Genomic DNA, 21,838 nt, shown 5'->3' on the forward strand with positions numbered 1-21,838 from the left:
AAACCTTGGCACAGGCTCCGATGTGTTCCTGACTTTACACGTTTCTCGGCTAATTTTTCACGCAACGGACTGATACTCCCATATTCCGGTCTGTATAATTGAGTGACGCATAGCTAAAAGTCAGGTCAAACATTGTCGCAGAATCGTCCCCGATTTCCGTTGAGCTCCACTTAACAAAAAAAAAAAGACGAAAGCTTTATTTTTCGGCATACATACTTCTCAAATGGCGCAAGGTAAGGCTTGTGCCATTTTTATTGTAGTCGACCTACGGCAACTCTCCGCCATTTATCAATATACCTTTAGGCCCCACTTTCAGCTTCGTTTTTAGCCAAAGGCCCGATTTTGACGTAAAACAAGCGATTTTTAGTCTAAATCTATAATAATTTATAAGATTTAGACTAAAAATATCACACATTTAATCTAAAAGTCGAACATTTTTATATATTTAGACAAGAAATCTGAAAACAGGGGGCTTAAATGCACATTGTCGGCAGAAAAAAGGAAATCCTCAGACTTGACCGGTTCGTTGAATCCAAGCGCTCCGATTTTGTCGTGGTCTATGGCCGCCGCCGCGTGGGCAAGACATACCTGATTCGGGAATACTTCGACAACACTTTCGACTTTCAGGTGACGGGCATTTGCAACGGCAGCAAGGAAATGCAGCTTGCCAACTTCGGACTCGCCCTGCAGAAATACTTCGGCGAGTCGCGAGTTCCCAGGACTTGGCTTGACGCGTTTTCGCTTTTGCAGGCGGGGCTAGAAAAAAAGAATACCGGCGAAAAGCTGGTCGTGTTCCTTGACGAAATGCCGTGGATGGATTCCCAGAAATCCGACTTCTTGAGAGCGTTCGAAGTCTTTTGGAACGGCTACGCCGCCTGGGACAACAACATTTTGCTGATTGTATGCGGTTCGGCAACCACATGGCTTACGGACAACATCTTGAACAATGTCGGCGGGCTTTACAACCGCGCCACTGGCCGCATTTTCCTTGAACCGTTCACCCTGGGAGAGACCGAAGAGTTCCTGAAGGACAAGGGTATCGTCTGGAGCCGTTACGACATCATCCAGCTCTATATGGTCATGGGAGGAATCCCCTTCTACCTGAGCCACTTGCAAAAGGAACTGTCCCTGGCGCAGAACATCGACGAGCTGTTTTTCAAGCCGCACGGAAAGCTCTGGAACGAGTTCAATAACCTTTACGCAACTTTGTTCAAAAATGCGGACGCGCACGTCAAGGTCGTGGAGGCGCTTTCCCAAAAGAACAAGGGACTCACCAAGAAAGAAATTTCCGAAGCGACAAAGTTGCCCGAAAACGGAACGCTTACAAAGATTCTCGACAACCTCTCCAATTCAGGATTCATTCGCCCCTACAACTACTACGGCAACAAGAAGAAACAGATGACTTACCAGCTCGCCGACTACTACACCCTTTTCTACTTCCGGTTTTTGAAAGACCAGAACGGCAAGGACGAGAATTACTGGCAGAATACGCTGGACAATCCGGCGAAACGGGCGTGGTGCGGGTATTCCTTCGAGCAGGTCTGCAAGGACCATATCGACAAAATCAAGGACAAACTCGGCATCGCGGGAGTCCTTACCGAAAGGTCGTCGTGGTCCAGCAAGGGGGAACCCGGCGCGCAAATTGACCTGGTCATCGAACGCCGCGACAGGATTATCGATCTGTGCGAAATGAAGTTTTCCCAGTCCGAATTTGCGATTGACAAGGAATACGACCTGATTCTTCGAAACAAGGCGGAAACCTTCAGGACGGAAACGAAGACAAAAAAAGCGTTGCACCTGGTCTTTATCACCACCTACGGGCTAAAACGCAATATGTACAGCGGCATTGCCCAGGCCGAAGTCAAGGGCGACGACCTGTTCTGAGTCCTCCTTTTTTCTACATTCAAAACATGTCTGAAAAAACTCTACTTTTGCTTGACTCCTACGCGCTCGCGTTCCGCATGTTTTACGCCTATTCGCAGAACCCGCTGAAAAACAACCAGGGCGAAGAGGTCTCGATGATGCACGGTTACTGGGGTGCGGTGCTCCGCATTTTGGCCCAGCACAAGCCGACGCACTTTGCGATTGCGCGCGACGTGGCACACACCAAAACTTTCAGGCACGAACTTTACCCGGACTACAAGGCCAATCGCGGTCCCATGCCCGAAGAGATGGCGGCGCAGATGCCGCTATTGGGCGAAAGTCTGGAAGCGAGCGGAATCCCGCTACTTTCGGAGCCGGGCTACGAGGCGGACGACGTGATGGCAAGTACCGCCACGGCCGCCGTCGAAGCAGGCTTCGACCATGTGGTGATTTTAAGTAAAGACAAGGACATGTCGCAAATCGTAACCGACAAGATCCATCTTTTCCACCTGACAAAAGGTGCCGACGGCATTGACTTCGGTCCGGAACAGGTGCTCGAAAAATACGGGCTCCCACCGGAGAAAATCCGCGACTACCTGGCGCTCATGGGTGACACAAGCGACAACGTTCCCGGCGTGCCGAAGGTGGGGCCCAAGACGGCCATCCAGTTGCTGAACGATTACGGCGACATGGACAACCTGTATGCGAATCTCGACAAGATTACCAAGAAGGGTTTGCACGACAATTTGGCGAACAACCGCGAAAAGGCATTCCTCAGCCGCGAACTGGTGACGCTCCAGACCAAGCGCGCCTTTAGCGGAAACTTGGACGCCCTCGAATACAACGGCCTGCACGTGGATACCTTGGCGCAGATGTTCAAGGACCACGAAATCAACAGTCTGCTTCGCCTGCTTGAGAAGGTCCCGAGCAAGGCGGGATTCGTGCGGGATGGAGAAGGTGCGGAAGGCCCTTCGGCTAATTCGACAGGCTCATCAACCGGCTCAGGGACCTTAAACGGGGATGCCGCGATTCAGGCAGCATTCCCGGTTGACGTTCCTCCCCCGTATATTTGCGTTGATACCGACGAAATCTTTGAGCAGATGAAGGCGGAATTTTCCGCATCGTCTTTGATTGGCGTAGACACCGAAACAGACGGCCTCGACCCGATGCAGTGCGGCCTCGTGGGAATGTGCCTCGCCTCCGCCGACAGCGATGGCAAGGTTGCGAAGGGCTACTACATTCCCCTTGCGCACACCGACGAAATCGGGTTCCCGCTCCCCGCGGGCAAGGGCGGCAACTTCGACTTCAACAAGGCGAAGGAGTGGTTCAAGGAATTTTTCGCGGGCGCGACATCTCAACGCGCGTTCGTATTCCATAACGCGAAATTCGACTTGCACGTTCTCGCACGCGCATTCAAGATTCCGCAATCCGTTATCGACAACGCAAACATCATCGACACGCTCATTGCCGCCTGGATGCTTTCGCCGGGGCAATCTGGCCTCGGGCTCGACAACCAGGTGATGCAGCGCCTGCAGCACGAGATGATTCCCATCGAGAACCTTATCGGGCGCGGCAAAAACCAGATTACGTTCAACCGCGCGCCAATCAAGGACGCCACCGAATACGGCGCCGAAGATGCAGTCTACACGCTCCGCCTTTGGAAACCGCTCAAGCAGGAACTCGAAAAGCTCGACTACGTGAAGTATTTCTTCGCGCAGGAGATGCCGCTCTTGAAGGTACTGTACCAGATGGAATCCGTGGGTGTCGCCATCGATGTTCCGGCCCTCAAGACGCTGGAGCAGGAACTGGCCCGCCGCATCGAAAATCTGGAGAAAGAAATTTGCGACATGGCCGGTGTCGAGTTCAACATCGGAAGTCCAAAGCAGCTGGGCGACGTGCTTTTCGATACGCTCGGACTCCCCGAAATCAAGAAGCGCAGTACCGACGCCGTGGTTCTCGAAGAACTCAGCTACAAGGCGCCGCACCCGATTGTCTTTGCCGTCATCGAGTACCGCGAGCTCAAGAAAATGCAGAGCACCTACATCTCGGTGCTCCCGACGCTCATCAATCCGGACACGCACCGCATCCACACGAGCTTTATCCAGTGGGGTACCGCGACAGGCCGCCTTTCGAGCCGCGATCCGAACCTGCAGAACATTCCCGTGCGTAGCGACTTGGGTAAGAAGATTCGCGCAGCATTTATCCCGCAGAGTAAGGACAACGTAATTCTTGCGGTGGACTACTCGCAGATTGAACTCAGAATGCTTGCGCACCTGAGCGGAGACGAAGCACTCATCGAAAGTTACAAGGAAGGCATAGACATTCACGCCCGCACCGCCGCCGCGATTTACGGAGTTGACCTAAATGCCGTCACGAGCGACATGAGGCGCGATGCAAAAGTCGTGAATTTCGGCGTGCTCTACGGGATGACGGCCTTCCGCCTTGCCCGCGACCTAAAAATCCCGATGTCGCAGGCAAGGGATTTTATCGACGGTTACTTCGGGATGTACCAGGGTGTACAGCAGTTTATTGAAGATACCAAGGCGGCCGCCCACCGCGACGGCTACGTAGAAACGCTTTCGGGCCGCCGCCGTTACATTGCAGGTATCGACAGCAGCGACCGCATGGAATCGCAGATGGCCGAGCGCATGGCCGTGAATACTCCCGTCCAAGGCTCCGCCGCCGACCTCATCAAGATTGCGATGATTCGCATCCAGAAGCGCATCAACGCCGAGAACCTCCCGCTCCGCATGATGTTGCAGGTGCACGACGAACTCGTGTTCGAATGCCCCCGCGACCAGGTAGAGGCGATGGCCCAGATGGTGAAATCCGAGATGGAAGGCGCCATGCAGCTCAAGGTTCCGCTCGTTGCAAGCGTCGGCTTCGGCGAGAACTGGCTCGAAGCGCACTAAGCGACCGTTCGGCTCACACTCCCGTAAGGCTTCTCCGGCTTCGCCTCACTCCCACCTAAAGGTGGCCATGTACACTAAGCGCTAAAGCGCAAGTGTCCAAAGGTCGCCGACACGACTCGTTAATACGAGTCGCTTACGGCTCACCAAGCGCGCGAACTAGCCTACGCCTATTCCGCGTCCTTTATGCAACGGACGCTATACGCATCCGTTATCTTGCCTCCCGAAACGGAGCTAGAAACAAAGTTTGTTTCCTCGCTAGACAAATACAACGCTTCATACTCGTTCAGCGAGCAGTCCTGTGCATACCAGAACCATGCTTCCTGCGTAGCGCTTCCATACGAGTTCTCTCCATACATGATTCCGCCAGGGAGAGCCGTAAAGCCCAACACATCCGTTCCATTATTGACATTGTCTGAATAATCTAACCAGCCATCCTTCGCCCGCAAACCACTCTGCGGGTCACCACCCATAAGCACTATAAAATTGTACAACTCAAACCAATCCGATATCGACGGCAAATGCCAACCCGCAGGGCATACCTGGCTGGACAATTCGCAGGAATAGAAAGAGCCGTAAGCGTCGCACTGTTCTGCCTCATTGCCGTAGCACCAGCGGTTCCCTTCCAGTTCGGGCTTTGCAACCGAATCCCTGTAGTCCAGGTTTTCAGCCATCCATGTCTGGCCCCAGATGTCAATTGTCTTGTACACCCTGCCGTCGCGCGCATCCGTGAACGAGCCATATCCCCATGCGGTCGAATCTATTTTCCAGCCCTCTTCGCCACACACGAAATGCGTATTGTTCACCGTAATTTTCTTACCGTAGATATAACTGGTACAGCCTAAATTCAATCGCATTTCCCTTTCCGTGGGCAACCGGAATCCGCCATTCTCGCAAACGTAGACGCGGCCTGCAGCTCCGTTATGCTCATCGTGGAACGAGCCGTCGCCATACAGCCCTGTCGCGTTACACTCGTCACGATCATCGTAGGTATCGTTGTAAATCTGCGGAGCCAACTGCCAACTCCTGAATACGGTACCCCAGGTTTGCTTTTTGCAAACATAGTACTCATCGTTGTACTTTACTGTGGATGTATCGCCTTCCACAAGGCACGCCGTTCCGCCCAATGACACCATGATGCTGTCCATCCTGGTGCCTTCGCGCCACTTGCCATCCTGGAACACACAGTAGCGGCGCGTCGCAGGGCATCTCAGGACTTCGCCTTCCTCGTAGTCTGTGCCCAGCAGTATTGAGTCCGCCGTTTCGTCCTCAACATTTTTCCATACGAAATTATCGCACATGTACCACATGTCATTATTAGACGATCTTTCCACTGCACCCTGGCGCGCTGCCGTGCAGCCCCGAAATCCCAGCAGGCAATTGGAACTATCTCGTTCGTGCCAGGCTCCGCTCTCGTACACAAAGCATTGACGCGGAATTGCATTTTCCCTCCACTTGACCTGGCTTTCTTCCCCTACCGTCCAGCTGAAGTCTTCATATTCGTCATTGCTCATCGGAATCCAGTTCCCGTTCTGGCAGACATATACCGCAATGTCATTGTAGTGGACCGCCGTATTCATGGTCGCATCATTGCAAGGCATGGACATGGGGGCATCCTAGACGCAGCGAACAGAAAGGTGCATCGTGCTACCCAGCGTTCTCGCCATGGACACTCCCGTTTTTTGAAATATCATGTAATACGAAAGTTTTTCTTCTATAGAATTGTAGTAGAATGAACTTGTCCAGAAATGCGTTTTCAACTGTCCGGGAGGAATCAGCGTCATGCCAAACCTTTCAAAGTCCGATGCCTCCAATCCTCCTACAGACCTAAACAGCTCATTCCATTCTTCCATGCTCGGCAAGTGCCAACCCGCAGGGCAAGCTTCCTTGGCATCGTCCCAATAATATTCAGAGCTTTCTCCGTAGTTCAAATCATCGGCCATCCAGTTCTGGATCCCTATTTTGATGGTATGGTAAGCCTGTCCGTCACGGGCATCCACCAGCTTGCCGTAATCGAAGCTTACCGTATCCTTATTTTCTGTCGTATCCTTGACAACCGTAGTGTCTGTAACACCTGTCGTATCCTTAACACTTGTCGTGTCCTTGACCTGTACCGTATCCGCAACACCCGCAGAGTCCTTAACGTCCGTAGAATCCTTACTGTCATCCCCCCTCCTTTCGGGGATCCACTTGCCGTTCTTGCATATAAAGTAAACACCCCTATTTGCACTGTAGGGATTGTCGTTCAGCCATGCGGCCCCATCCAACGTTGAGTCGCACGCATCGAACCCATAGATTTTCCACCAGAAGGAATCTATGTAAGAAACGACCTGCGTACGGAACGTATCGAACTTGCCGTTCAAGCCCTGTTCCACCGCCCAGTCTGCCATATTTGCGGCGGTGCGCCCGTTTTTCCATAGGCCATCCTTTTCAAGGTCTTCTGCAAAATCCGTGATTCGCTCAGCAAGTTTCGAGTTTTCCTCGCCATCGTCATTCTTCGTTGCAAGGCCGAACGGGAGTCCGGATCCGCCATCCTTCTCCAGACCACCCAGCATAATCACGCTTATCGCTAACAGTGCCGCATTTCCGTCGCCATTGCTATAGATATTCAGGTCTTCGGCCAGGGCAAAGTCGCCACTGATTCCAAAGGCCCTGAGCACCTCTCGCTCCGCCTGCATTTTCGCTTCCGCGACGGTCAAGCCCTCTTCCCTTACAAGGTAGAGTACGCGCAAATATTCCAGGTGCGTAAGCAAGTTCACGTTCGCCGACTTGCGGGCAGTAAGGTCTACCAGCGCATTCAAGGTCACCGTCGCTTTTGATTTTTCACCCGTGAGTTCATCGCGGTACGTACCCACGGCCGTAAGCAGTGCATACGGGGATTCGAATTCGCTGAATTCCAGGGAGTAGGTCCCCTCGTCATTCAGCACCCCGCCCTCGGAAACATTCCCCACCGGCAGGAGCGTAGTTGCCTCCAGTTCCTGTATGGAAATTTTCGAACCCTTCGAGAACGGGCCCTTCTGCACAAAGCCCGCGAGCGTTCTTTTTTCGGTATACGGGGAATCCAGTTCTTTGTCGGTACCGCTATCACCGCACGCACCAAGCAAAGCAAACAGCGTCGCATATACAAGAGCAGCAAAAAATGTCCGACCAAAATGAATCATCCTAGCCCGCCTTTTTCGAGAAAAACACCCTATTGGAAATATAAAAACTCTTCTCGCAACAAAAAATTTACACTTTGTTGTAAATCGTTCAATAGTATTTGGGCAGGGCAGTCAATTTTTCGCGCACTCCTGCCATTTTCAATATACATTTGAGGCGTGTAGTGTTATTAGGGTTACTTTCAGAGGAATCCAAATGAAGCAAATTCTCGCAAAAACAGCCATTTTCGCCATCGCGGGCGCAATCTCTGCAACGGCGGCGCTCCCCACTGCAAAGCAGGTCCAAGCCAACATGGGCATGGGGTTCAACATCGGCAACTCGATGGAAGTGCCGAACAACCCGACCGCATGGGGCAACCCCTTCCCCACGCAGGCCCTGCTCGACTCCGTGAAAGCGGCAGGCTTCAACACGGTGCGCATTCCCTGCGCATGGGATAGCCACACGAGCGGCGGCAAGGTCACCGAAACCTGGCTCGATTCCGTAAAGACAGTCGTTGACTACGCGATGCGCGCGGGCCTCTACACGATTTTGAACATCCACCACGAAGGTGAAGGCGGCTGGTTCCAGACAAACATCGGCACGAGCGTCAACTCGACCGTCGACAACAAGATGAAGACGTACTGGACGCAGATTGCGAACAAGTTCAAGAACTACAACGAACGACTGATTTTTGCGGGCGCGAACGAGCCCGGCCCGAATGTGAACACCTGGACGGCCCAGCATGTAAGCACGCTGATGCACTACTACCAGACGTTTATTGACGCCGTGCGCGCCACCGGCGGGAACAACGCCACCCGCACGCTCATTATCCAGGGCCTCAACACCGACATCGACAAGTCTGTCGCGAACGCTCCCGTTAGCACGTTCCCTAAGGACAAAGTAACAGGCTACCTGATGTTCGAGGTGCATTACTACGACCCGTACCAGTACACGCTCATGACTAGCCAGCAGGACTGGGGCGCAAGCGAACCCATCATGCCGCAGTACTACTACGGTAATTACCAGAAGGCGAGCGAACCCAAGCGCAACGCGGGCTACAACGCGTGGGCAGGTTCCATCGATTCCAAAATCGCAGGCATCGGCCACCCGCAGGAACAGTTCGCCAAGATGAAGACAAACTACGTGGACAAGGGTTACCCGGTCATTGTCGGCGAATTCGGCGCGAACGTGCGCTCTCCGGAACTGAGCGGTTCTGACCTGAACCTCCACAAGCAGGGCCGCGTGCAGTGGCACAAGGACGTGGTGAGCGCGGCCAAGCAGTACGGGCTCACCCCCATCCTCTGGGACATGGGCAACGAGAGCAATTCCGGCTACGACAACATGGCCTACATCCGTCGCCAGAGCAGCCCTGTGGGCAAGGTGCTCGAAACCGACGTCATCAACGCGATGCGCAGCGTGTACAACCTCGGCAACTATGTGAACACGGGCGTGACGCACGTAGAAGACTTCATTACCGGCGGCAGCGAGAACCCGGCTACGAGCAGCAGCACGGTCGTTCCGCCGGCATCAAGTTCTGCAATCGCGCCCACATCAAGTTCCGCAATCGCGCCTGTTTCCAGTTCAGCAATCGCGCCGGCATCGAGCAGCACGGAAATCTACCCCTGCGATGCCATGATTCCGGAATGCGGCTGGACGGGAATAACGCCAGACGTTCTCGCGGGCAGTCACGTTAACGCGAATCTCGTACGCGAGGGAAGCATGCTCCGCTCGAACGCCACCATCCGCCTGTTCGACCTGAACGGCAACATGGTGCGGGAGGCAAGCGCAGAAATCGCAAGCGGCCATAGCGAAATGGACCTGCGCGGGCTCCGTCAGGGCATGTACATTGCCCGCAGCGGCTCGCAGACCCTCCGCGTGCAGGTGAAATAACGCGAACTGATGCGCCAATAGCGTGCGAACAGATGCGCGGCCCCAAAAGCCGCATTACAAGCTTTAAAATAACACCCTTTACATACCACCATATAGCAAAACAACCCCACGGTATGTAAAGGGTTGTTTCTTTTTTTCCGGTTTACATACTTTTCCGGCTTTTTCAGGCAAAAATCAGCAAAAACACGCCTAGAAGTCGATTTTTCACACGATTTTCGGCCATTTTTACATACTAAAAGCGTGTTTTCATGCATTTGGTATGTAAAGACGCCTAAAAACAGCAGTAAAACCGGCAAAAACAACCCGAAATCGGCCCTGTTGTACCCCGTTGAGTATTCTACACCGCAAAAAACACGCTGGAACACATTTTTCTTTATTTTCGGTGTCCCAGAATCTAATTTCATAGAAAACAGACAACCGGGCAAGTCATGCCCACACATACCATATAAGGAGTCAAAATGTTTGGTATCGGAAAGTTTGGTCTCGTGTTCGGCGCGCTCTCGCTCGCAAGCACGGCTGCGTTCGCCCTCCCCAAGGCGACCGAGATTTACCCCGACATGGGTCTCGGCTACAACATCGGTAACACCATGGAAGTGCCGGGCAACCAAGGTGGTCCAACAGGATGGGGCAACCCCTTCCCGGATGCCGCTTACGTGAAGGCAATCAAGGACGCCGGCTTCAACACCGTTCGTATTCCCTGCGCCTGGGACAGCCACGCCTCTAACGGAACAATTAATGCCGGCTGGCTTGACTCTGTAAAGACCGTCGTCGATCTCGTCATCAACAACGGCATGTACGCCATCTTGAACAGCCACTGGGACGGCGGTTGGCTCGAAGACCACGTGTTCGACGGCGAAGGCTACGACAAAACTGGTCTCGTGAACAGTTCTGCAGCAACCGTTGCCGCCAAGCAGGAATCTTACTGGAAGCAGATCGCTACCAAGTTCGCCGCTTACGACGAACACCTGATTTTCGCATCCGCCAACGAACCCGGCGTGAACGACCCATGGAACGGCGGTGCGGACAACGGCCAGTGGGCCTTCGACGAGAACCGCATGAAGGTTCTCAAGCAGTTCCATGAAGCATGCATCAAGGCAGTGCGTTCTACCGGCGGAAACAACGCCACCCGTATCGTGGTCGTGCAGGCCCCGCGTACCGAAATCGACAAGTCTCCGCTCCTCGCCTCCATGTACCCGACTGACCCGGCTGGCGACGGCTACACCATGGCCGAAGTACACTTCTACCCGTATCAGTTCTCGCTCATGACTGGTGGCGACGAAGACTGGGGCAAGATGTTCTACTACTGGGAAGACCAGACTCCGGGTAACGACGCGGCACACACCTGCTCCGGCACGGCCCTCGGTTCCAAGAAGTCTATCAACGAACTGTTCAGCGGTCTCAAGAGCCGTTTCTACGACAAGGGCATTCCGGTCGTAATCGGCGAAATGGGCGCAGTCAAGCGTTTCTCCCTCACAGGAGACAACCTGAAGGCGCACCTGAAGGCTCGTGCCGCCTGGTACGGCTACACAGTCGCTGCAGCCAAGCAGAACGGTCTCGTTCCTTGCGTGTGGGACACCGGTGACGAAGGCGATGGCAACTTCACCATCATCCGCCGTCAGGTGAACAAGTTCGGCGGCAACGTGGGCGACATTACCGACGTCGAAACTTTGAACGCCATGCGCGAAGCATACGGCCAGGCTGCGCTTCCGGGTGGTTCCATTGATTCTCTCGTCAACCAGAACCCCGACGTTCCCGAAGGTTCCGGCAAGGGTGTCGAAGTTACCTACAAGACTGCAACATCCGACTCCAGCGAAGTGGGCACGCTCCGTATCAACCTTTCTGGCACCAAGAAGGATCTTTCCCAGTACGTGGGCATTGAAATCCGTCTGAAAGGTTCCGTCGAAACTGCAGGCCCCTGCACCGGTGCAGGCGATGGCTGCGGTGAATACGGCTGGACCTCCATGGACCTCTTCATGATGACCGGTGGCAGCTGGGCATGGTTCGACGCTCCCGTGCTGGAACAGGCCGACCAGGAACTCGATGCGACCAAGTTCCAGACCATTCAGGTCAAGTGGGATGAGTTCCGCACCGAACCGACCGACCTCAACTCCGCAAACGCCATCGGCCTGAACCTCTATGGTACGCAGGTCACCGGCACAATCACTTTTGACTACATCGCGGGCATCAAGGCCGACGGCTCTACCGAAATCATCGATGACTTCGACAAGAAACCCGGACTCGAAGGCACCGCCACCGGCAAGGTTGTCGCCCTCAACGGCACAGGCGACATCGGAGCGAACGCCATCAAGCCCACACGCGTCGCCAGCAGCAAGATGCTCGTGAGCGTACGTCCGAGCTCGGTGACCGCCTCGTTCAGCGCCGCCACCGCAGGCATGGCAAGCGCCACGCTCATGAACTTCATGGGCCAGGTCATCGACCAGAAGAACTTCAACGCAAGCAAGGGCGCGAACAGCGTCGAACTGCAGAGCAACTACCGCGGGGCCGCAATGCTCATCGTGAAGCAGGGCAGCCAGCGCTACGCCCAGAAGGTTCTCCTGAAGTAACATAAAGCCCGCAAGGCAGGAGTGTCCTTGTCGGGCTAATCCCCAAGAGGGATGTGTGGAAATCCCCCGCAGCGAATGCCGCGGGGGATATTTTCAGACCGCTCGTTCGTCGTATCAGGAACTGAACCTACGGTTTCTCACTCACTCTCACTGCAAAGGCCCGTTTATCACGGGCCTTTTCCGTTCACGGAGACCGCTCGTTCGTCGCGGTCCTTACCACATCTTGTCGAATTTCTTGCGGCTCTTTTCCTCGTCCTTCTTCTCCTGCACAATCGCGTCGATTACGGCGGCGACCGTCAGGTTGAAGATATCGTGCACGGAGGCGTCGGAGTCGGTGAAATGCACCGGCTTGTTCAGGCCCATCTGCACGGGACCGATGGACTCGCCCACGCCCATCTCGAGAAGCATCTTGCAAGTAGTATTCGCAGAAGAGAGGCACGGGAAGATAAGCGTGTTGACCGTCTGGCCCTTGAGCTTGTTGAACGGGTACTTGGTATCGCGCAGCTGCTTGTCGAGCGCCACGTTCACCTGCATTTCGCCATCGATCATGTAGTCCGGGAACTGCTCGTGAATCATCTTCACCGCATCGCGGGCCTTGTTTGCCGTACCGCGGGCCGCTTCCTTGTCACTGCCGAAGTTCGCGTAGCTGAGCATCGCCATCACCGGTTCGTGAGCGAAGAACCGCACCGCGTCGTGCGTGAGCTTCACGACATCCACGAGCGTTTCGGCATCGGGGTCGCGGTTCACGAGCGTATCGGCCAGGAAGAACGTTCCCTTGCGCGTGCTCAGGATATGCATTGCACCGAAGTGCTTGTATTCCTCGCGGATGCCGATGATTTCCTTCGCAAGTTCAATCGTCTCGCTGTACTTGGAGTAGCCGCCCGTAATGAACGCGTCGGCATCGCCCGTCTTGACCATCATCATGCCAAAATGGTTCGGTTCGAACATGTCGTCGCGGGCCTCGTCGAGCGTCACGCCGTTGCGGCCGTTTTCCTCGGCGTAAATCGTCGCGTACTTGCGGCGGCGTTCGAATTCCTCGGGCGAGCGCGGGTTTACAATCCTGATGCCCGTAAGGTCGAGCTGTTCGCGCTGGGCGATAATCTGGATGCGTTCCGGGTTGCCGAGCACAATCGGGTGTGCAACGCCTTCCACCTTTGCCTGCACGGCAGCCTTGAGCATGTTCAGGTTGCTCTCGGCGAACACCACGCGCTTCGGGTTGCTGCGGGCGGTATCGCTGAACTGGCGGATAAGCTTGTTGTCGTAGCCCATCATGTCGCGGAGCCTGTCGTAGTAAGCGTCCCAGTCGGTAATCGGCTTGCGGGCCACACCGCTCTCGATGGCCGCCTTCGCCACCGCGATAGAAACTTCCGTAAGCAGGCGCGGGTCAAGCGGCTTCGGAATCAAGTATTCCTTGCCGAAGGTAAAGCGCTGCGCGTTGTAGGCAATGTTCACCACGTCGGGCACCGGCTGGTGCGCAAGAGCGGCAATCGCACGCACAGCCGCATGCTTCATGTGCTCGTTGATGCAGGTCGCGCGCACGTCCAGCGCCCCGCGGAAAATGTACGGGAAACCGATGACGTTGTTCACCTGGTTCGGGTAGTCGCTGCGGCCCGTCGCAAAAATCAGGTCGCCACGGCTCGCCATCGCCTCTTCATAGCTGATTTCGGGAGTCGGGTTCGCGAGTGCGAAGACAATCGGCTGGTCGGCCATGCTGCGCACCATCTCGCGGGTCAGAATGTTGCCCTTCGAGAGGCCAACGAACACGTCGGCGCCCTTCATGGCATCTTCAAGAGTCTCGATGTCGGTGCGGTCAGTCGCAAAGAACGCCTTCGCCTCGGTAAGGCCCTTGCGGTCCTTGCGGATAACGCCCTTGCTGTCGCACATCACCAGGTTTTCTTTCCTGAGGCCGAGCGACAGGTACAAGCGGGTGCAGGCGCAGGCGGCAGCGCCGGCACCGTTCACCACCATCTTCACGTCGCGGATGCTCTTGCCCGCAACCTCGATGGCATTCAGGAGGCCCGCCGAAGAAATGATGGCCGTACCGTGCTGGTCATCGTGCATCACGGGGATGTCGAGTTCCGCCTTCAGCGTGTTCTCGATCTCGAAGCATTCCGGAGCCTTGATATCTTCCAGGTTGATGCCGCCGAACGTCGGGGCGATACCCTTCACGATTTCGATGAACTTCTTCGGGTCCTTCTCGTTGATTTCGATGTCAAATACGTCGATGCCCGCGTAAATCTTGAACAGGAGCGCCTTGCCTTCCATCACCGGCTTGCCCGCGAGGGCGCCGATATCGCCGAGGCCGAGAACCGCAGTGCCGTTAGAAATCACCGCGACCAGGTTGCCCTTGCCCGTGTATTCGTAGGCCAGGTTGTTATCCTTTTCAATTTCCAAGCAAGGAACAGCTACACCCAGAGTGTACGCAAGACCAAGGTCGGTCTGCGTGCTGTGCGGCTTGGTCGGCACGATTTCGATCTTGCCGGGCTTGCCCATGGAATGGTATTCGAGCGCCTGTTCCTTCAAATCCTTGCTCATCTTGGCTCCTTTCCGCGAGCATCTAGCCTTGTTTTTGGGCATTTTTATGCCATTTCGGGCATCTGGACGCGCGGACGTTCATTTTTTGCGCGCAAATATAGAAAAAAGTTTACATTTCTACAAGGAGGGAGAAGGAAATTTAAATCACACGGTTTTATCTCGACCTGGTCGAAATACCTCCCCCGCCACCACCAAAAAGACCACCACGGCTACCAGAACTTTTTCTAGCAGCTTCTTGGTCGCATTCTTCCACAGATTTCGTCAAATACGCAATATAATTCGGATGGTCAATATTTTTTCGTAAATCATTCTCCAATCTCCAGTAGTCCACCTCACTATATTGCTGTTGGATTTTGCCCAAAACACAGTAACACACCTGCTGGTTCGCCCCTTTAATACACTCACCGACAAAGCGCTCCCTTGTCTCAAAGGAATACGTGAACCCTTTCGCCTTGCTTTTCTTGGCGACAACAGATGCCGAACCTCCGGCCTGCGCACAAGCAACAGCAACCAGCATCCCGAGCAATATGATTTTTAAATTTCGCATAGGTTTGCCTCCGAAAATTATTTTAAGCCTTTTTCTACAGCACGGAATCCTGTTCGTCTTCAATATTATCCGAGTTTTTGAAGAAATAATAAAGAATTAAGAATCCCTGATGAGTAGAAATCTCGCTTGCGGAACACTCGAGGATGACCATATCAAGATTATCAGCAAGATTTTCGTCCTTTCCCCAAATGGCGGCCAAAGTACGAGCACCACCCTTTAAAGTGTACATCCAGTAATTACCATCTTGAAAAACTGATCCCGGGTCAATTTCATCGCGAATCGTAGGTTCCCCGTATCTCTTTGCGACACGATCTTTTGTGGCGTTGAATGAACTTTGCAATTCTGTTCCATAATCGTTTGTACTGATAGCCGAAGAAATTGCTTTAATCTGATACAAACCCTTATTTTTATCAACGAATACAATATAATGTTCAAATGACGGATGACTTTTCTTAGGCCTGATTATGTAGGCGTCATTTTTTACGAACTCGGGTTTGCCCTCGCATTCCTTGGCAATATCCTTAAGAGTCATGCCCATTTTCAGCCCAAAAGGCGACGCCATTGCAAGGGCGGGAAATATCGCCACAATAAGAAGAAAAAGAAGCCTTTTCATATTATGCCTCCTGGAAAGAGTGTTTCTGCCCATAAAGATACATTCTTCGAGTGTCAAAAGATGACAATCGCGGAAATTTTCGTAAAAAAAGCGAAAAAGGCGGGAATTTGGCACAAAAACGCGGGGATAGGCATTGAATGTGCTGCGCCTAGAAAACGCGAAGCTCAATTCTATTTCCGTTTCGCTTTCCAAACTTGTAGAATCCGAGGCGAGAACATTAGAAATGATTTCGCCGCTTCTTTTCAACAAAGACTTCTTTTCATTTTCATCAACAACTTCAGGAACGCGAGCAATGGCACGAGACAACTCGCGAATTTCTACGAATGTATTGATGATGTTGATAGTTGTTTGCGTTGCGACACTCCCTTTCAAAATTGTCGCAAGCATGTAGAGACCGCGTTCAGTAAAGGCAGTCGGATTAACAGGACTGTATTTTAGTTTGACAAGGTGGTCAAAATTTTTGACCACCTCCTTTTTCTCGGCAACATTAACTAATCGCAATCAAGGATAACTCGCTGATCTCTCAACACAAGAATTTTGCTTTCAACTTCATTCATCTTCTACTCCAATCCGCCTACAAGCAAAAAAAAAGGCGGGGTAAAGTGTTCTCAATGCAAATATACATTCCTCGTATGTCATATTATGACAATTTAAAAAAAGCAGATTTTTTGCGCTTCAAAGGTAATGGAACTGACCGGCTGCAAGCCGACCGCCGCGGCTTCTCTTATTAAGAAATTGCTAGCGATAGAAATGATCGAGCCCATTGCGGGGCATGGCAAGGGTAAGTACCGGGCGAAGGGATAGGTAGCTTCAAGCGACAAATTACGCTCTCGCAAATTTCACTCTAAACAACGGCACCCAAGTTTCTTGTCCATCTTCAGATGTCCAGCGGACAACTTGCGAAAGAATTGCCTTTTGTGGAACAAGGATATTCTTTGCCAGGCTTTTCACAAGGCCACCAGTAAAATCCTTTGCGAACCATGCCCAATAAAGTGAACCTTGTTTTATACAGTAGTTTCCTGTTTTGGGATGAAATTCTACGGAAAGGGATGTTCCTATCGATTCTTTTTCTAACACCTGTTGTAACTTTTCAACAAAAACATCGCTAGAATCACCTTTTTTCAGATACTGTCCCAAAGCCATGTCACCGAGTCCCGTTTCGATATGCAGAACCTTCGGGATGGCCACACCATTAATTTTATCTTGCTTGACAAAATGACTTAACCATTCTCGCGGCAGCATTTTTTCAGCGCCAATAATAGTTAGCGACTTCTTTGCACGTGTTGTCGCGACATAAAGCAGACGATAATTTTCTTGTGCTATTTTCTCGTCGGCATCTTTCAATGCCCACGGACCTAGCGCAAGGATTACATTATCCCATTCAAGTCCTTTTGCACTATGCATTGTCCCTATAGAAACCGCACCCATGTTTTTCGTTGCAAAGTCACTATACGACACTTCACTCAAATATTGGTTGAAATCACCTAATGTAATTTCGTCTTCGCCGCAAGCCGTTTCGGTCTCTATAAAATCGTTTACCAGCGCATCCAGCAACTCAAAAGAACTTTCTGTTTTATGGCTTGTTTTGTAATCGTCTGCAAGTCGCCTGAATTCTTTTGCACTCCACGGGAATTTACCTACGCGCGGGTCCTCCTGGAGTATTTTGCTGAATCCTAAAATTTCTCGTGTTTTTTCAACGGGACATTTGTCCTTGTCTCGCCCTTTAAGAAGGCGATATGGGATATTTTTCTCCTCTAATTTCGCTGCGGCTAAGAAGGCTTCTGCATTATCTCTCGTCAGAATACAATAGGACTCTGTTGAATTTGATGAAAATTTTTTTGCGAGAATTTCCGCAGCTACAAAAGCCGCTGTAGCTTTATCACCTTCTTCATAAAATACTAGAGTCGCTTTGTCCTGTTTTAGTGCAAACTGTTGTGAGCCTTCTTTTACTCGTTCTGTCATCAAATCAAGTAATTTTGCATTCGCTCGTACAAGTCCAGCGACAGAGCGGTAATTTGTCGTTAAATAGAATTTTTCTGTATTCGGGAATTCATCGGCAAATTTTTGGAAATACTGAGAAGAACTTCCACGGAAAGCAAAAATACTTTGATCATCGTCTCCAACGACAATAACGCGGGGATCTTTTTCTCCTAAATCATAAAGAGCTCGCAATAGGCGGTATTCTCCTGCAGACAAATCCTGGAATTCATCAACAAGAATAACACCGGGGGCACCTACGCCAACGTCTTCTCCGGATTCAAGAAGTTCAGCCGCCTTAGAAACAACATCGTCGGCATTTTCAAGAGCTTTTTTATTACCCTGTACTCCGAGTATAGAGAAGGCTAGTGAATGGAATGTGGTAATGACTACTTTTGCCGCCAAAGGTCCAGCCAAATCGAACAGGCGCTTTCTGAGTTCTCGGCATGCAGCGCGTGTGTATGTCAAGCACAAGATAGAATCGGGCTTTGCCTCTTCTATCCACAAGAGCGAAGCGACTTTATGGACAAGCAAATGTGTTTTTCCCGAACCGGGACCAGCTCCTACCAGAATATGTTTCTTGCGACTTTTTATGACTTTGCGTTGTTCGTCATTGACTTTTTCAATTTTTCGCTTTAAGCCATCGGATACAGAATCCATCTGGGCAACACCCTGCATATACTTCAAACGGAAATCTGCAATATCCATTACAAAATAATCATCTAGCAACTGCTGAGCCATTTGCTCATTGGTAAGCATCATCTTAGCATATTCACCAACAATATGAATCGCTTCTGCTTTATGCTTATAATGTGCATTAAGCATTTCGAAGTCTTTTGGAGTAAAACTGCGCTGTTTTGCATCTGGATTCAACTCCAAGACAAGTCCGGTATAAAAAACAACAAGGCCATGGTCCAATGTAATGGAACCAACTAAGTGCAAGAAGAGAAGAGCATACTCCAGTTGCTTTTGCATTTCAATACGGCCAACCGCTTTCTCGCCGTACATTTTTCTCATTAAACTATTTAAGGAGAACCAGACGATATTTCCATTTTTATGAGCTTGTTCCTTTTGCATATCCGTCAATGCATCAATGGCCTTGTCAAATATCTGCCATTGCTTCTTGAGGTTTTCCTTGACACTTTCAGGAGGAACAAGAAATTCTATCTGATAAACCTGATGTCCTGCTTCTACTAAATGGATTTCAGCGACACTTTCGTGGGCCCAATAACGCAGAATGCCACGGAAAATGAAAAGATTCCGTCTAGATGTAGAAGCACCGATAGAGTCATCTCTTTGGTTTAACTGGGAATTGAGTTTGGTCATGTCTATGACAAAGCGGTCATTAACGCCCTTGCCTTCGCATGCTTTCAGCAGTTCTTCCTGCAATTCAGATGCGGCTTTTAAGAGTGAACGTGGAGTATCGTTACCCTTTCTCTGTAATCTTGCGCTCCAATCGTCTTCCTCGTTCAAAAGATTGAGCGTTCTCAATAGCCGCAGTCCATCATTTGCCTGTTCGCGCGTCAGGCCTAAATTTACAGTAAGTTCGTCAAGAGCGCATTCAGGAGAACGGGTCCATCGTTTGCTGATGATATGATGTATTATGCGATATGCAATATTTTCAACAGAATTAGTGATTTCTATCTTGTCTGAACCGATTCTTTCTCGGGCTTCTTCTGCAGAATCAACCGAAATAGATGAACCATACATCTGAGTTCTATTTCGTTTGCGCTTCAAGAATCCTTGCTCTTCCAAAACAAGTATGGCAAGTTTGACTTTTGTCGTATTGACACTGGCGTCAGTTTCTTTTTCTGTCCATCCGCATAGATCGGCAATTTCAAGAGCCGACATGATAATGCGATTCTGGTTGCCAGCCGTTTTTTTCAAAACCTTCCAGACGGCTGAAATTTCTTGTGCAGAAAGCTTGGATTGCTGGAGAATTTGAAAGTTCGTGTCAAGATCTTTAGGATTGAAAAGCGCTATACAGCTGGCCTGCAATTTAGGGTCGCGACCCGCACGTCCTGCTTCTTGCACGTAATTTTCTAGCGTACTTGAAATTTCGTAATGCGCAACTAGTTCTACGTTATCTTTGTCAACACCCATTCCGAAAGCCGTAGTCGCCACCATGGTATCCACTTCGCCATTCTGGAATTGGTCCTGAATGGTCATTTTCTTTTCGGATTCCATTTTACCGTTATAGCAGGCGCTAGCGAAACCGCGATTGTACAATTCCTCGGCTAAAGATTCCGTCGTCTTCACCTTGGATGCATATATGATTTTGGGACCTTTATATTCGCGAAGAACATTTACTAACTGTTTGCGCCGTTCGTTGGGAGATTCCGAAGATTCGATAACCTTATACGTCAGATTTGTACGCTTTGCTGGGCTAATGAATTTTACCAGTTCAAGATTTAGGCGTTCCTTAAAATAACCACAGATATCGTCAACAACGGATTGCTTTGCGGTTGCCGTAAAACAACTCACCGAAATCGGAGATTCTAGATTCTTTTCTCTTTGCAAGTCTTTCAAAAAGTCTGCCAAATAAAGATAATCGACTCTAAAATCGTGTCCCCAACCACTAAAGCAGTGCGCTTCATCTACAACGATTCGCTCCACTCGACGATGCTTCAGCAAATTGAACGTTGTATTTGAACGCAGTGATTCTGGAGAAATATATAGAATGTTCTTTTCGCCGTTGCTGACTTTCTCAATAACATCTTTTCTTTCTGCGGGAGAAAGCATGGAATTTATATAGGCAGCATCTCCGATTTGCCTTCGTTTTTCCAAAACATCAACTTGGTCCTTCATCAAGGCGACAATCGGCGAAATCACGACTGTCAATGCGCCTACTTGGGTGCCAGCAATCAATGCCGGTAATTGGAAGGTCATTGATTTCCCGCCACCCGTCGGAAAAACTGCCAATAAGGATTCCCCACGCATCGCCGACTCAACAACCTGTTGTTGAAGAGGAATCTTTTCCCCGTTAAAAGAGCGAAAACTATCGAAGCCAAACCATTTTTTTAATTGCTTAGTCGAACTTAATTGTTCGGAACAGTATGGACATTGGGAGTCTCCGCAAGGAACAAGACGTCTGCGATGCAGAATATTTTCAAGATGCGGATATTGATAGCGTACCCAATAAGGCACATAATCGCTAGGGCCTTCTTCATGGAACAATGTTAGGAGAAAACACCATTCAGCACGGTACGCTTTCCATTCATTCTGAAAATTTTGACGCAAGCAAATTGCTTTTTCGTAATTAGAAGTAAACCAGCGCTGTATTTCCGCTATTTTTAGGCGTAGCTTTAGCGTATTAGGGACATCGACCAGTTCAAAAAAAGGGGCAAAACCAGGCTCATTTTTTAAAAACTGGAAGAGAAGATATTGAAGTTGCCACGGATAACTTCCCCATTTTTCAATGCAGTCTTCTAGCAATTTTTTGCAGAGTCTTGCATCTTCCTGCGGATCAGACGGGTCGTCTTCACTGTGAAGGTATTCTTTGCGCAATTTATGATACGGTTTGCGTGGGAATAACAATGACGACAGCATCAAGGTGTCAAGCGCCTTGACGTTCGGAAAGTCGATAGAAAAGTATTGCCGGAGTATCGGGGCGTCATGACGCAGTACATTGTGCCCAACAATAAACTTTGCTTTTGAAGCTGCCGATTCTAATTTGGCAGGGTTCTTATCGCGAACTTTCTCTTCGCCCAATATATAGCCATATTCCCGAACTTTCTGCGTTTCGGGGTTATATTCCAAGTCAAAGAATAAGAATTTGCTAAAATCGGGCATTCACTTGAAA

At 50.9% G+C, this 21,838-nt stretch carries 10 protein-coding genes; 4 read left to right on the forward strand and 6 right to left on the reverse strand.

The genetic code is table 11. The annotated features are described in order from the left end of the window. Positions 1 to 477 precede the first annotated feature (477 nt). Complete coding sequence (locus tag BUA44_RS11920) at positions 478 to 1,884, forward strand: AAA family ATPase (RefSeq protein WP_072812329.1); 1,407 nt, start codon at positions 478 to 480, stop codon at positions 1,882 to 1,884. 26 nt (positions 1,885 to 1,910) lie between these two features. Beyond that, a complete protein-coding gene (polA, locus tag BUA44_RS11925; protein ID WP_072812332.1) occupies positions 1,911 to 4,775 on the forward strand; it encodes a DNA polymerase I in 2,865 nt (954 codons plus the stop codon). 167 nt (positions 4,776 to 4,942) lie between these two features. On the opposite strand, the gene BUA44_RS11930 is transcribed toward polA, so the two are convergent. Both BUA44_RS11930 and BUA44_RS11935 read right to left on the reverse strand, forming a co-directional pair. After that, positions 4,943 to 6,379: an FISUMP domain-containing protein gene (locus BUA44_RS11930; RefSeq protein WP_083579609.1), complete on the reverse strand. Its 1,437-nt coding sequence runs from the start codon at positions 6,377 to 6,379 to the stop codon at positions 4,943 to 4,945. A 9-nt stretch (positions 6,380 to 6,388) separates the two neighbouring features. Continuing rightward, positions 6,389 to 7,933 (reverse strand): FISUMP domain-containing protein, encoded by a 1,545-nt coding sequence (locus BUA44_RS11935; protein ID WP_072812337.1) that lies wholly within the window; start codon positions 7,931 to 7,933, stop codon positions 6,389 to 6,391. Positions 7,934 to 8,126: 193 nt separating this feature from the next. Here BUA44_RS11935 and BUA44_RS11940 point away from each other — a divergent pair, with 193 nt between their 5' ends. Both BUA44_RS11940 and BUA44_RS11945 read left to right on the forward strand, forming a co-directional pair. Beyond that, a complete protein-coding gene (locus tag BUA44_RS11940) occupies positions 8,127 to 9,800 on the forward strand; it encodes a glycoside hydrolase family 5 protein (protein WP_255370554.1) in 1,674 nt (557 codons plus the stop codon). A gap of 458 nt (positions 9,801 to 10,258) precedes the next feature. After that, positions 10,259 to 12,364: a glycoside hydrolase family 5 protein gene (locus BUA44_RS11945; RefSeq protein ID WP_072812340.1), complete on the forward strand. Its 2,106-nt coding sequence runs from the start codon at positions 10,259 to 10,261 to the stop codon at positions 12,362 to 12,364. A gap of 213 nt (positions 12,365 to 12,577) precedes the next feature. Here BUA44_RS11945 and BUA44_RS11950 read toward each other — a convergent pair whose 3' ends face one another. From BUA44_RS11950 to BUA44_RS11965, 4 genes are all read right to left on the reverse strand, one after another. Next, positions 12,578 to 14,899 (reverse strand): NADP-dependent malic enzyme, encoded by a 2,322-nt coding sequence (locus BUA44_RS11950; protein WP_072812342.1) that lies wholly within the window; start codon positions 14,897 to 14,899, stop codon positions 12,578 to 12,580. A gap of 154 nt (positions 14,900 to 15,053) precedes the next feature. Beyond that, positions 15,054 to 15,446: a hypothetical protein gene (locus tag BUA44_RS11955; protein WP_072812345.1), complete on the reverse strand. Its 393-nt coding sequence runs from the start codon at positions 15,444 to 15,446 to the stop codon at positions 15,054 to 15,056. Positions 15,447 to 15,480: 34 nt separating this feature from the next. Further along, positions 15,481 to 16,560 (reverse strand): ORF6N domain-containing protein, encoded by a 1,080-nt coding sequence (locus tag BUA44_RS15825; RefSeq protein WP_218587604.1) that lies wholly within the window; start codon positions 16,558 to 16,560, stop codon positions 15,481 to 15,483. Between the two features lie 321 nt (positions 16,561 to 16,881). Beyond that, positions 16,882 to 21,828 (reverse strand): RecQ family ATP-dependent DNA helicase, encoded by a 4,947-nt coding sequence (locus BUA44_RS11965; RefSeq protein ID WP_072812347.1) that lies wholly within the window; start codon positions 21,826 to 21,828, stop codon positions 16,882 to 16,884. Between the last annotated feature and the right edge of the window lie 10 nt (positions 21,829 to 21,838).

This window comes from Fibrobacter sp. UWR3 (assembly GCF_900143055.1).
Taxonomy (GTDB): domain Bacteria; phylum Fibrobacterota; class Fibrobacteria; order Fibrobacterales; family Fibrobacteraceae; genus Fibrobacter.

Bases quoted from the DNA above. Each gene is read 5' to 3' on its own strand.
- BUA44_RS11920 (WP_072812329.1), top strand. From the start codon at position 478: ATGCACATTGTCGGCAGAAAAAAGGAAATCCTCAGACTTGACCGGTTC.
- polA (WP_072812332.1), top strand. From the start codon at position 1,911: ATGTCTGAAAAAACTCTACTTTTGCTTGACTCCTACGCGCTCGCGTTC.
- BUA44_RS11945 (WP_072812340.1), top strand. From the start codon at position 10,259: ATGTTTGGTATCGGAAAGTTTGGTCTCGTGTTCGGCGCGCTCTCGCTC.
- BUA44_RS11935 (WP_072812337.1), bottom strand. From the start codon at position 7,933: ATGATTCATTTTGGTCGGACATTTTTTGCTGCTCTTGTATATGCGACG.
- BUA44_RS11965 (WP_072812347.1), bottom strand. From the start codon at position 21,828: ATGCCCGATTTTAGCAAATTCTTATTCTTTGACTTGGAATATAACCCC.
- BUA44_RS11950 (WP_072812342.1), bottom strand. From the start codon at position 14,899: ATGAGCAAGGATTTGAAGGAACAGGCGCTCGAATACCATTCCATGGGC.
- BUA44_RS11930 (WP_083579609.1), bottom strand. From the start codon at position 6,379: ATGTCCATGCCTTGCAATGATGCGACCATGAATACGGCGGTCCACTAC.
- BUA44_RS11955 (WP_072812345.1), bottom strand. From the start codon at position 15,446: ATGCGAAATTTAAAAATCATATTGCTCGGGATGCTGGTTGCTGTTGCT.
- BUA44_RS11940 (WP_255370554.1), top strand. From the start codon at position 8,127: ATGAAGCAAATTCTCGCAAAAACAGCCATTTTCGCCATCGCGGGCGCA.